The sequence below is a fragment of the Stieleria sp. JC731 genome (assembly GCF_020966635.1).
In the GTDB taxonomy this organism is placed as follows: domain Bacteria; phylum Planctomycetota; class Planctomycetia; order Pirellulales; family Pirellulaceae; genus Stieleria.
The window spans coordinates 298,110-311,364 of record NZ_JAJKFQ010000002.1 but is presented as its reverse complement, the minus strand read 5'-3'; the positions used below and the strand labels follow the sequence as shown (position 1 = coordinate 311,364).

At 52.9% G+C, this 13,255-nt stretch carries 9 protein-coding genes; 3 read left to right on the top strand and 6 right to left on the bottom strand.

Annotated elements, in window-relative coordinates; translation table 11 throughout:
- The first annotated feature begins 95 nt into the window (after positions 1-95).
- Positions 96-776, top strand: a complete 681-nt coding sequence (locus LOC67_RS06945; protein WP_230261806.1) for a helix-turn-helix domain-containing protein — start codon at positions 96-98, stop codon at positions 774-776.
- Here the strand turns inward: LOC67_RS06945 and LOC67_RS06940 are convergent.
- Positions 768-2,753, bottom strand: coding sequence for a sulfatase-like hydrolase/transferase (locus LOC67_RS06940; RefSeq protein WP_230261805.1), 1,986 nt, complete (start codon positions 2,751-2,753; stop codon positions 768-770). The genes LOC67_RS06945 and LOC67_RS06940 overlap by 9 nt on opposite strands.
- Before the next feature lie 833 nt (positions 2,754-3,586).
- Here LOC67_RS06940 and LOC67_RS06935 point away from each other — a divergent pair.
- The gene (locus LOC67_RS06935; protein WP_230261804.1) at positions 3,587-4,399 is read left to right on the top strand and encodes a hypothetical protein; all 813 of its coding nucleotides are present in this window, start codon (positions 3,587-3,589) and stop codon (positions 4,397-4,399) included.
- A gap of 129 nt (positions 4,400-4,528) precedes the next feature.
- Here the strand turns inward: LOC67_RS06935 and LOC67_RS06930 are convergent, their stop codons facing one another.
- A complete protein-coding gene (locus tag LOC67_RS06930) occupies positions 4,529-5,440 on the bottom strand; it encodes a hypothetical protein (protein WP_230261803.1) in 912 nt (303 codons plus the stop codon).
- 206 nt (positions 5,441-5,646) lie between these two features.
- A complete protein-coding gene (locus LOC67_RS06925; RefSeq protein ID WP_230261802.1) occupies positions 5,647-6,057 on the bottom strand; it encodes a DoxX family protein in 411 nt (136 codons plus the stop codon).
- Between the two features lie 428 nt (positions 6,058-6,485).
- Between LOC67_RS06925 and LOC67_RS06920 the strand changes: the two genes are divergently transcribed.
- The gene (locus LOC67_RS06920; protein WP_230261801.1) at positions 6,486-8,186 is read left to right on the top strand and encodes a hypothetical protein; all 1,701 of its coding nucleotides are present in this window, start codon (positions 6,486-6,488) and stop codon (positions 8,184-8,186) included.
- Positions 8,187-8,342: 156 nt separating this feature from the next.
- On the opposite strand, the gene LOC67_RS06915 is transcribed toward LOC67_RS06920, so the two are convergent.
- From LOC67_RS06915 to LOC67_RS06905, 3 genes are all read right to left on the bottom strand, one after another.
- Entirely contained in the window at positions 8,343-9,491 is a 1,149-nt protein-coding gene (locus tag LOC67_RS06915) for a VWA domain-containing protein (RefSeq protein WP_230261800.1), read from the bottom strand.
- A 28-nt stretch (positions 9,492-9,519) separates the two neighbouring features.
- On the bottom strand, positions 9,520-12,003 hold the full coding sequence (locus LOC67_RS06910; RefSeq protein WP_230261799.1) for a DUF5682 family protein: 2,484 nt from the start codon (positions 12,001-12,003) through the stop codon (positions 9,520-9,522).
- A 67-nt stretch (positions 12,004-12,070) separates the two neighbouring features.
- The gene (locus tag LOC67_RS06905; protein ID WP_230261798.1) at positions 12,071-13,255 is read right to left on the bottom strand and encodes an ATP-binding protein; all 1,185 of its coding nucleotides are present in this window, start codon (positions 13,253-13,255) and stop codon (positions 12,071-12,073) included.

Genomic DNA, 13,255 nt, shown 5'->3' with positions numbered 1-13,255 from the left:
GAAAGTCCGTGGCAGATGACTGTGTCGAAAGATCAATGCATGCGGCTACGATTTTCGTTCGTTAATCTCAGCTTGATGATCAACTTTTGAAGCTCATGAATGATTCCGATATCGTTATTCCAAATGGAAGTCATCTTTCGAGCCTGCGGAAATCGTGCGGCCTAACGCAGGCGGACCTCGCAAAAGAAACGGGCTACTCCGTTCGATTGATCGGGAAAACCGAACAGGGGCAAGGTGTCAGATATTCGAGCTTGATCGCCATCGCGACGACACTTAGCCGAAAAGGGGCAACCGTTTCTGCGTCAGAGCTTTGCAGCGATCCCGAAGCGATCGTTCGCCAGTTTGTGGAAGCGTATCGGCTGCACGAAGAAAATATGGTGGAAAAGATTCGTCACCTCCTAAGCCCTGACTTGGAGGTTTTTATTGCCGGTGACGAAGCTCGCATACCGTTCGCTGGGACCTACTCTGGGCCTGACGGACTTCAGGAGTTCTGGAACAGATTCTTTGGGTTGTTGGAGCGTCCCGATAAGAACGCATTGAATCTGACGTATTACACCAACGCCAACGAAGTCGTCGCGTATGGAACCGAACGTGGGCGTATTCGAGGAACCATTGCTGACGACCCGACGTGGCTATCGCTGCTGTTTCGTATCGAAGACGGGCTGATTGTGCGATTCGAAGACTACTTCGATACGGCGACAGCCCAGTTCCACGTCGACCAATTCCGAAAAGGCATCCAGCAGTGGCGGGAAGGTGATGACGAAAGTCTACGGTGACGTCGCATAGAGGACGTCAACAAAACGTTCTTGCCCCAGGTTTCGCAGCGCGGTTTCTAAAGTCCAACCGGTGAACGATGCGTAGTTGAAGTCTTTATAAACGCGTTGGCCTCCGGGAGGCGATCGGTTCGTGTTGATCACTTGCTTCATCGTCGGGATCAATGGCTTTGCACGTTCGCCCAATAGCGTGGCAGCTCGGCAGGCCTCGAGTGCTACCCATGGTCTTGCGTCGGCCATCAATTCGCTGAGACGAGATTCGCAGCGTTTGGCTTGAGCGTCTTCCAGTTGCGGCATTAACAAAAGGGCCTGGGCTGCTGCGATGCAGACACAGGGCGAAGGGTCATCCAGCAGTTTCATCAAATCGTCGGTCAATGGAGACAAGTCTTTCGAGTGCATTTCGATCGCTGCTAAGACTCCCGTCGCTGCCCAATAGCGAACGGCGGACTCGGGGTTCTGCATCCCTTCATGCCAGTCTTCCGATGCGTCGCTGCGGCCCACTTTGGATGCCATTTGCAACGCACTCGACAGGTCGAAATGCTTTGGATTCTGTACAAGCTCAAAGGGTGTGATCCCCAAATGTCGGCTACGGATTTGGTATTCGGACTCCGGCATAAAGCCACTATCGCGATGCTTCAGAATCCATTGCCATAGCTGGTCTCGCATGTTGGATTTGATTGTTTCATGCTCTGCCGAGTCCGCGAGGTTTTCAAGCTCGTGTGGGTCTGTTTTCAAGTCGTATAGTTCTTCGATCGGCTTATGTCGGGTCCAAAGCTTTTCAGCATGTTCATTTAACTTTCCCGCAAGGTGCAGTCGTCGGAGTTCTTTGAACGAGCGTTTGCTGTCGTCGAAGATCGTTGACGGCTGGATGTAAGGTAGGTGCGGCATGAAGTGACGAACGTAGATGTACCGTCCGTCTGAAATACTACGCGAGACTTCGAACATGTCATCGGCACGACTTCGGGCACCAAAAACGTACTTTTGCGGTTCCGAGGTTTGCGAACCAAGAAACGCTTTCCCTTGCAGCAATTCTGGAATCGGGATGCTTGCCAAGCTAAGTGCAGTCGCAGGGAAGTCCACAAAGCTGACAAGCCGATCGGTTTGCAGTGTTCCATTGGGCAACTCACGCATCTCTTGGCTTGGGATGGCTGACGTGCGATGTTGCGGCGGAATGTAAATCACCAACGGTACCCTCAACCCCGAATCGGTGAGCCAACGCTTGTAGCGAGGAAGTCCGTTCCCGTGGTCTCCAAAAACGAACACGATTGTGTTGTCGAAATCACTGTCTTCCTTAAGGATTCGAATCAGCTCCGCAACTTTCAGGTCGAACACACTTGCCAAGTCATGCATACCAGCGAAGATGCGGCGGGTCTCAGGTGAGTCGGGGTAGAACGGAGGCAAGCTGATTTTGCTCGGGTCATGTCGTCGTTCACTTGGAAGGTCACGGATCGCCGCTTCGTAGCGGTCCTCTTTGTTAATCGGGCCTTCGTGAGTCTCGCCTACGGTGATAAAAGCAAAGAACGGTTGCTTGGGATTATCGCGTCGCCGCCATGGTCCCAAGTCATTGGTTCGTTGATCCCAGATTCCAGTCGGGTCAAAGTTGTAGTCGGTCTTGCCTGATGTGGTGCAATAGTAGCCGTGCTTTTTTAATCGCGTTGCCAACGGAATAACTTGATCAGGGATCTCGATTTCGCATCGCAAATGTTGAGTCCCCAAGCTGGTCGCGTACAACCCGGTTGCTAAGCACGATCGCGAAGGTGAGCAAATCGGAGCTGTTGCGAATGCGTTGTGGTAAACGATACCCTCGCGCGCCAACGCGTCGATGTTCGGAGTCTTGGCATCTGGATGGCCATAGCATCCGAGGTGAGGACTCATGTCTTCGGCATTGATCCAAACCATGTTCGGCAACTCCGCGCGAACTGATATTGAAGAGACGATCGAAAGCAAGATCGTGACGATTGCATAGGTCGTGGATCTCATCAAATAATTCCGCGTCGGTGGCTTGGGAAGTTGCGTCGAGGGAATAGCAAGGATTGCCGCGAAAGAAATCGAACTGTGCATTGTAGCTTCTGTGCTTGATGCGAGTGTTGATTGCCTCCTGGGCCGCAATGGCGCTGACTGTGGTTGGGTGTTGTTATGGTGTGCTGTTCAGACAACCGTCGCTAGCGCGATTCGGCTCATGCGGTGGGATGACTGAGCCGCGACGGCGCTAGCCGCGGTTATGTGTTGTTAGTTGACAGCCGGAGGCTGCCCGGCAGTGCGTCGCAAGGCAGAGCCTGGCGACGAGGAAGTAACCGTCGCTAGCGCGATTCGGCTCAAGGGACGGCAACTACTGAGCCGCGACGGCGCTAGCCGCGGTTATGTGTGGTTGTTGGCAGCCGGAGGTTGCCCGCCAGTACGTCGCAAGGCAGAGCCTCGCGACGAGGAAGTAACCGTCGCTAGCGCGATTCGGCTCAAGGGACGGCAACTACTGAGCCGCGACGGCGCTAGCCGCGGTTGGGTGTGTTAGTTGGCAGCCGGAGGCTGCCCGGCAGTACGTCGCAAGGCAGAGCCTCGCGACGAGGATGTAACCGTCGCTAGCGCGATTCGGCTCAGGGGACGGCAACTACTGAGCCGCGGTTGGGTGTTGTTAGTTGGCAGCACGTCGCACGGCAGAGCCTGGCGACTAGGAAGCAACGTCAACAAATTCCTTCTTCTTTTTCGGATCAACAGGTTGTCGCTTGGCCGTTTAGATACACTTGAAAACCCGCCGGGTGCCTTTCGTGTACTCCTTGTGTTTCAGCGTCACTCTTTCCCCGAAGAGATTTAGTCCGATGAAGCTCTGTTTGACCATGGTTTTAAGTGCGGTGATCGCCACCGTATTGCCTTCACAATTGCAGGCCGCCATCTACACAATTGACAGCTCCAGCAGCTCGAACACGTTCGGATTCGACTTCGGCGCGAGCACGCTGACGGAAACTTCGGCGGGATCAAGCGTGACAACGCTGTCGGGAATCCTTGATGCGACCGTGACCCTCGGTGGTGGTGCGATCGTCTTCAGCGAATCAGGCGGCAGCGGAACAAGCAACATCATCTTTGACGCGGGAACCGCATCGCAGTACTTTCCAAACCCCGGCGGATCACTCGCTCAAGGTTTCGACGATATCCTTTCCAACGGCGATTATGATCCGAATGGAAATGGTGATGGACAGTTCACGGCAGGAACAACCAATGCCAGTTTGACTTTTAATAATTTGGCATATTTGTCGATCAGCAATCATGTGATGACGTTTGCCGGATCGGGTGTGACTGGCGGGTTGAATTCCGGAATCACCGCGGATGTCGTTGGCTACACCTCAATAGACTCTGCGGCAATCGGAATTGACAACGCGGAACGTCGGATCATTGATGATGGCTTAGCCATGACCAACTTCGGCAATATTGGTTACAGCCTCGTTGGTGATGTCGAAACTCTGACGATTCCGTATGACATTACGATCGATGGTGGTGGCGGAAACTTCTTTTACCACACTGGCACCGTGGTGGCATCGCGAACGATTACCGCCATTCCCGAACCTGCCAGTGGTGCATTCTTGGCATGCCTTGTTGCAGGCACCTGCGTCAGCGTTCGTCGCCGCCGCAAGTAAGTTTCCGAGGACGATCGACTGCCGCAGTTTTCGTTGAGGATGGTTGCGGCAGTTAGCACGGCAACGTTCTGATGACTTATTGCTTCTGATCGTCCGGCATGCAGAGCACGCCGTTACACCCGCCGGTGTTTACTTCTTGTAGTCTTGCTGGCGATTGTCGCCTTGGCGTTTGATCTCGTCCATGATCTCTTTCTTGGCTTTCGTCAGGCGTTCCGGCCAACGGAATTGCGGTGACTGCGTCGGATCATAACCTGCCAAATGGTCTGTCAAGCGTGTTCCCGGTTTGGTGTAGACCAACGCGGTCTTTCCGAAGACCTCTTCGCAAACCGCCGCCAGACCCGAATCGTAGGCTTGTAGTTCAATTCTGGTGTCCACATGGTTGTGGTCATGGTCAGGCGGCCGATTGTTGTTGAACCAAGACTGGACGCCTTCGGCAAAATACTCGGCATGGTTGACCGAAGCATATTTGCCTGCCCAAAGGCCGGCTGCCATGGCACGATCATAGGTCGCTTTTAAACGATCATCGAACGTGTCATCGATGTTGACGAGGCCGCGATAGTGAATGTTGTGCGCGAACTCGTGAATCAGAATGTTTTCGGTTCGGTAAGGGTCACCACGATAGGCAAGCAAGTTTTCTTCGCCGCATGAGCATACAGCTTGCCGTCGAGATCCACCCAGTCCGCGTGCCCGAGCGTCCCAGTAATCCTTTGGCGAAAGGTTTGCGTATTCAGGAATGTCGGTGGTCATTTCTGAATACCCCATCACGATCAACCTTGACCCGCTCTCGATCATTGCTTGCCGAAGGTCGGGGCGTTCGGCAAGCATCATATCAATCAAGTACGCCGCCTCTTTTAAAGCGAAGTCACTGACGACGCTCGAGCTGACGATCGGGTATCCGCCCGCGCTAAGATACTTGGTGTAGAAGGCGGGAAGTTCCAGTTTAGCCGGCGGAGCGGTGACTTCATACGTTGGCGGTTCGTCAGCGATCGATCGTTCTGGCGATATCAAGGTGACCAAGATCGCAGCGCAAAAGACAGTCAAGATTCGCCATCGCGGCGTGATGACGAATTCAGTCGAAGCCTTCTCGGACAAGCATGGTGAGGAACTGGCGTTGGCGGACATCTCGCTGCTGTTTTTCGAAGTATCCCGACACGCCGAGTAGACGCGGCAGGTTGGGGCGATTGAACGCAATGGCACGAAGGTCCAAAGGTGATTCGGCCAAACGTGAGCATCTTACTTCGGCAATTCTAACTGCTTTTCGTCGCAGTACGTCGGCGTCGGATCAGATCATCGATCGAGAGTGGTCCCGGACCAGTTAGGAAGAGTGTGATGTAGACGGCTAGGTAGCATGCGGCAAGCTCTTTCTTTTGCCACGGATCCGCCCCATGGACGACGAACAACGCGATAATCATCGTGAAGCCCAAGGGGATCACCGCCAGGCGTGTTCCAAGCCCGACCAGCAACAAAAGAGAACACCCGAACTCGGCACCGATGGCCATGACCAAGCTCAGCTGATTTCCCACACCAAGTGGATCAGGAAAGCCACCGGACATTTCGCTGAAGCCGGAAAGCTTTTGCCATCCATGGACGAGCATAAAGCAACCGAAGGCAAGGCGAAGTACGAGGAGTCCGATCGAGCTGAATTTATCGCGATTCATTAACCGTCGTGATGTGTTGAGGGGCTGAGTAAGGATGAAGAGACGCAAAGGCATCTACCGGAATGTTCATGGGTTCTTACAGACCGCCATCATTCCCTGACAAGAAAGTTTTGCTGGGATCGGCAATGCGACGTCAAATATCGACGCTCGCGTCTGCTATGTCGGTTGATCTCTCTGAAAGTCGCCTTGGAGGACCACAATACCAGCGAAAAAGAAAGCTGCCTTCAGAGGCAGTGAAGGGCGCCAATGGAGAATTGACAGGCTGTTAGGGCATCAAAGATGCGAAAAATGACTGGAATTTGCGATCGGCGGGGCTGCCGTTTCGGCCTTTCATGAATGTCCATCTGGGGTCCATACATACCTGGCAGCTAGCGGGGTGCTGTAAACTTGATGATCCCTCCCCCACCACCATGCTTTGGAGAAAAACTATGAGAGGCGTATGCTTTGCTTCGCTGCTTTGCCTCATGGCGTCGGCATCCCTCGATGCTGCGGAGATTACGAAACAGATTCCTGGCGATGCCTACGGATACATTGCCGTGTCTGATGCACAGGCTTTGGATTCAAAAATTCAAACTTTGGGACAGCGTATGCAGCTGCCGATCCCAAGTTTCCTAGGCATGATGGCAACACAACCCGATGTCGCGAAAACGTTGGATACGACGGGAACCACTGTGGTGGCATTCTTGCCAGCGGAGAACCCGGATGAACGACATGTCTCAATCGTTGTAGTTGTTCCAGTAAATGACTACGACGGACTGAAAGGGCAGCTCGAAAATGCTTCCAACGAATCAGGGATCACGGAAGGGCTCTTCAATGGCAAAAAGCTATGCCTAGCCAAGAAGGGAACGCATGCGATTGTCGCTCAGACCGAAGACCGGTTCGCATTAGAGAAGGTACTGAAGTACGAAGTTTCCTCCGGTAGCGAAATCGCACAACCTGAAAATGAGTATGACATCGCGCTGTTGATGACAACGCACGGTTTAGAGGAAGTCACGGTTGCCGCGCAGCAAGGTCTGCGTGAAATGATGCGAGTCTTTGCGGAGCAAGCTGGTGAAGACAATCCTGCGTTGGCCGGGTTGCGCATGTATGACAACATGTTTACCTACATGCGTGAAGAACTCGATGCCTTCTCGGTTACGCTTCGCATTGATGAGTCGAGTTCACTTCGTGTGACGAAGAATCTTTGGGTGAAGCCTACCAGTCAATTTGCATCGTTGCTGAAAGACATTCCGGACAGTCGAAAAGATCTGTTGCCAGGGATTCCAGATGGTCCATTCGTCGTTGCCGTTGGGGCGACGATTCCCGAAGGCGGGTTCAAGAAAATGCTGGATCTGTCAGCTGTGATGATGCGTTCGATGCCGCAGGTCTACAACATGACGCCCACGCAGATCGACCAAATGATCGAGCTGTCCAAAAAGTATTTCAAGAGTTTTGACGGGATGGCGTTTGTGTTGGGTGTTGGTGAACCAGGAACGCCCGTCTACGGAAAAGCGGCGGTCACAATGGTTGTGCCTGATGCGAATCAGTATCTCGATGACTACGTGAGCTACTGGAACGAATTGGAAGCCAAGATGGAGGGTGCGGACATTCCATTTCTGGATGGAATCAATGTCGAAGAGGTAACACTACAAGGCCATCGTGCTCTGAAAATCACAATGCCATTCGATCAGATGACACAAGTTCCGCCTGAGCAAAAAGCGATGGTGAACGCGATGATGGTCAAGATGTTCGGCGCGAATGAACTGGTGATGTATGCCGGGGCGGTGGATGCCAAAACAGTTTTGATTGGCTACACAAGTCCCGACATGCTGGTTGCTGCATGGGAATCGGATGGGAAGAGTGCATCGCTATCCGAAAGTGAATACATCAAAACGACCTCCGCAATGTTGCCTTCAAGCCCACAATTTGTTGGCTACTGGAGTCCGTCTGGCACGGCAACCTTCGCCAGCCAACTTATCAGCGAAATCTCACCCCAGGGATTTCAGTTGCCAGAGTTTCCTGCGACTCCACCGGTGGGTTGGACCGTTGAAATCAAGTCTGGGCAAGTCGAAGCGAACGCTGTTATTCCTGTGGAAGTCTTTGAAGCGGCCGGAAAGTTCGCATCCGGCTTTATTAAGATGCGAAACTGATCGTCTGCAAACAAGTCGATCGCAAAATAGATGCAAGGCGGATCTTGGCGTAGTGGATTTTGTTAAAGATCCTGGAATGATGGATTAGCTTCTGCAGGATCTTTAACAAGATCCACTACACTGGTTAATGTCGATTGCGATTTCTTCGATTCGCAGTCAGCTTCGGATGATCTGCCCCATGCATTCGGCCAGCTTCTCTGGCGTGCACGAGAGGATGTCCATCCCTGCCTTGCGGCATTTGCGTGCCGTTGAACGGTTGTATTCCGGTCGCGCGTTATAGCCCAATGCTCCCAGACCGATCATACGGATACCCGAATCGGCCATCGCCCGGGTTTGTCGGACAAGGTCATTCTCTGCGCGACCTTCGTAAAAATCTGTAATCAGAACGACAATTGATTTTGCCGGTTCACGAACCAGTTGGTGCGAATACTGCAAGGCTTGTGTGATGTCAGTACCGCCGCCAAGTTGAATCGAAAGTAAAACGTCAACGGGCTGACCGACTTGGTCAGACAGATCCACAATGTCGGTGTCAAATAGCACCAACGAGGTTTTCACGGCGGGTAATTCGGCAAAGATAGAAGCCATCACGGCAGAGAAAATTGCGGAGTCCAACATCGATCCCGACTGGTCGACGGTCACGATAATGTGCCATGGGCGTTTGTTGCGTTCCGCAGCAAAGAAAAAGAGTTGGTCGACAAGTAGTCGTCCGCTTTTCGAATCGTAGTTCTTTAGGTTTCGCCGCAGCGTCATTGGCAAATCGAGGTTGCGAAAAACACGACGTGGCGAATGCTTGTCGCGACGTATCGCTCCGGTAATCGCCGCCTCGACTTGAACCTTCATCTTCTCTTTAAGCTCTTGGACAACCTTGTCGATAATCTTCCTAGCTAGGATCCGAGTTTTGGGGTTTAGTAGATCTTTGTGAGTGAGCAGCGTTTTAACCAGTTCCATATTCGGTTCGATCTTTTCCAATAGTTTTGGTTGATCGAGTAGTTCTGAGATCCCACGTCGTTGTACCAACTCTTTTTCAAGGATCTCTTTTGCACTGTGGGGAAACAGTTCGGCGACGTGGTCGACCCATTCGGGAACGGTCAAAGCACGGCCTTTGCCGAGTCCTCCCTGCCGAGTCTTTGAACGACCGCGGGATTGAGCAGGATCTGAAGGCTCGTCAAATAGAAAACCGACAAGCTGCTCAATCCTCGCGCACTGATCGTCTCCCTCGCACGTGATCGAATGAGACTCGGCGGCGCGTCCGAGTACGAGCCGCCAACGTGCCAGCGTATGGTGATCGTCTGGGTTGATACTCATTGAAATTTCAGTGCTCCAATTCCGATGCTTAGAAGTTCCAACGGGTCATGATCTTTGCTACCTCGGAATCGATGCTTGCGATCAACGCCGCCGCTTCGAGCGAAGTGTTCAGTTCCGTCAACGAAGATGCTTCTTCGGCGAGTCCGTAGGAGGTGGCGACGCGAAGCGCCAATGTGTCGGTCTGTGCCGGATGCAGTCTTTCGAATGCGGCACGCATTTTTGGAATCATGATCAAGAACGTGTCCCAGTCAGCGGCTTTTAGCAAGTCGTCTATCGAAGAAACCAACGAGTCCGCGCCGAGCATGATCGAAGTCCGAGAAACACTCATCACTCCGTCAAGGAAGTCGCCTGCGTGTATCATCTGCTCAGGGGCCGCTGAGGCGTACGCAGAAATCTCATTGGCGAGTTCTTGGGCGGGTAGCGAACGGATCTCCGTCAGCATCCCCAGAAAGGCACCTCTTAAGAATGGGACCGTCGATTCTTCTGCGGCACTGCGGACGTTTTCTGCGAAAAGATCACGACTGAATTGATCTCCTTCGCTCTTCAGCATGATGTCGGCTAACGAGAGCAACGCATCAATGACTGGTGGTTGTTGATCTTCCGGAACGTTGCAGACGTCCGTGATTGAGAAGCAAGCACGGTCAAATGCCAGGACTATCAGTTCCTGCAGTTCATCACGTCGGAGGTTTCGATAGGTTGCAAAGCGATCAATGACAAGCAGGTGGCCGAGCGCCGTTGTCAACGAAACAAAGCGAGAATCCGAATCGATTGCGTCACCGCAAGCGACCTGCACTTCAGCGACCAAGTTGGGTAAATCCATCTCGATCGATCGACGGAGATGGCCACAAGTTCGCCCCGCATGGCCTTCATCGCGTGCGACTTCTTCATGCAATTTCGCCAATACGGCCGCTTCGATCGAATCTCCATAAAGGTTTTGTTCGACCAACGTCGGTTCGACCTTTGGATTCCATTTCAGCGACCACCTTTCTTTAAAAAGTGTGCCTGTCGCAAATTCCGTATTCGGGGCATCGATCTGTTTGACAAGTGGGATCTCTAGAAAACACAGTCGATGCAGCAATACACTTCGTCGTTCGTCTTGCTTGTCACGTTTATCCAGCGAAACGGTGAGCTGTTTCTCTTTTCCCATCACTTCGTCGAGCTGCAGGTCATCGATCTGACTGTAAAAGTCATTGACGATCGGCAATCGACCTAGCTTTGCCGTGACCCGCCCAACCTTGGTTCCGATGTTGACGAAGTCGATCGCCTTTAAAAGCTGCGTCCCTTCATCTTGCGGATTGCCTTTGCAACAACACGTCACCAATGCGTCTTGGATGTCATCGAGAATGGGAACTGGACGGCCGCGAAGCTGTGCCAGCATCCGCGCATGCTGGCTTACCGAAATTGCGTCGGCCGAAGAAACGCTTTCGCCACTGCGGCGAGCCCGGTTGAGGACCGCGACGACATACTGTGCAAGCAGGTCATCGAGTTGTTCCGACTTCGTCAGTTCCCACATCGACTGATAAAACTGGGGTGCTCGGTTGCCTGCGGCGTATCCGGACAATTCGGATACACGAAAAAACGAATATGGAACGACTGTGCTGTAAAGAGTGCCTTCGGGTTGGACCGGTGGTGGTTGATCATCATTTTGGTCGAGGAAAAGGTGGAATCCACCACAGACCACCATCGCGTCGCGAGGTTTCAGCTTTTGGCTTTTTAAGGTTTCACGAATCGTTTGCATCATGAATCGTTCGCGTGGCAAGGTTCCGTCCGTGGCGATGCGATCGGGACTCGTCGTCGATCGCACGGCTGCACAAAACGTCGCCATCTCAAGTCGGAACGCTTCGACGTCATCTTTCCAATCACGCGATTCGAATAGCGTATCCCAGGCTTCGGCCCATGTTTTGTAGCCCGCCGCTTTTGCGAGTTGCTGATAGAAGCTGCTTTCGACAAAGAGGCTTTCGTCTTCCCGTTGGATCACCTGCTTTGGAATCACTGGCTTTGATTCGTCAGCTTCTTGTTCGACAGGTTCCTGCGGATGTTCAATGAATTGATCCGCTGGAGTCAACAATGCATGGTGTGGCAGGTCCATGAAGCGGACTTCAGCACCGACCTTTTTCGCGGCCAACATCGCGACGTACTCGGGCGAATAGCTGAGCAGCGGGTACCAGCACGAAAACCGAGGCGGGATGTCCTCGGCCGGGCTAGCGACTCCGGCCAAACCGAGCACGTTATCGTCATCGCGATAGGACGAATAAATCGCGATCGGCGGTTTTGATTGGCTATCGACTATGAAAGGAATCAGCGAGTTGGCTTCGGCAGGACCTTCGATGAAGATCAACTTTGGCTTTCGCGCATGGATCGCCATCTCCAGGTGCTTCGCGACCGATGGCGAATGGTGACGAACCGGAAACCAATAGAGATCTGCGGAAAGTACCGAATCGACAAGCCTTGCTACGGCCTGGACATCGACTTCGATCTGATCGGCAGCAGATTCAAATTCGCTGATCGACATAAGAAACCTTTGTTTCGGTTGTCTCGTGAGCAAACAGGCAACTGATCGAGACAAATTGCGTTGCGAATTAGTTCAGCTGCGAAACGATCGCGTCATGAAATTCTTGCCAAGCCTTGTCACTACGCGCACGTTTTTTAGCAACGATCGTGACGTACTCCTTCAGAACGGCTAAGTCGGCGGTGTCTTCTTTGACAATCGACCCGATCATGTTTCGGGCGATGTCGCCGGGGTTCACTTTGCCTGAGCCAAAGAACCTGGCGTGCAATGCGGCGTCAAGTGCGCATCCGATCGCTTCGGCCGTCGAAAGGGTGGTGGTGGGCTGTTTGACGCTGACACCTTCGGATGATTTTCCGTTGCGGATTTCACGGAAGACCGTCGCCAGCATTTTGATAATGGGTGGACTGATTTGGACGGGCAGTTCGTACTGCTGAATCAATTCTGCCGAACGCTGTTGGACGATCTCGACTTCGGTTTTCTGATCGGCGACGATCGGAATGTGGATGTAATTGAAACGACGCTTTAGCGCCGCAGACAATTCGTTCACACCTTGGTCACGTGAGTTGGCCGTTGCGATGACGTTAAAGCCGGGTTTGGCCCAAACCATATTCGCATCCGGCAATTCCGGTACCGCGATCGCTTTGTCCGAAAGGATCGAAACGAGGGAATCCTGCACATCCGGTACACAACGGGTGACTTCTTCGAAACGGAGCAAACCGCCGGAGTGCATCGCCACCATGGTCGGTGATGGGATCAAGTTATTGGGCGTAGGGCCTTCGGCAATCACACGTGCGATGTTCCAGGAGTACTTGATATGCTCCTCGGTGGTTCCGGCGGTCCCTTGTATGGTCAGTGTCGAATTGCCACTGATCGCGGCAGCCAAGTGTTCCGAAAGCCAGCTTTTTCCGGTTCCTGGCTCGCCGACTAAAAGCAGCGCCCTTTCCGAAGCCAGTGTGACGATCGCCCGTTCAACGATCGAATCGTCGCCGAAGAACTTCCGCGTGATTTCGACCTGCTGCGACTTGCCATTGATGGTCGCTTTTAGCGTTTTACCACCAACGATGTAATCGAGGACAGCACGCGGTGATAGTCGCCAGGCCCTTGGCGGTGTCGTCTGATCATTTTGAATGAGGGATTCGATCTGATCCGCATAGCGAACTTCGGCAGGTTCACGAACTTGTTCGGTTGACTTCGCAGGCTGTGTTGTACCGCTTCGTGATGCGGCCTTCTTCTTTACAGTCTTTTTCTTTGCCAT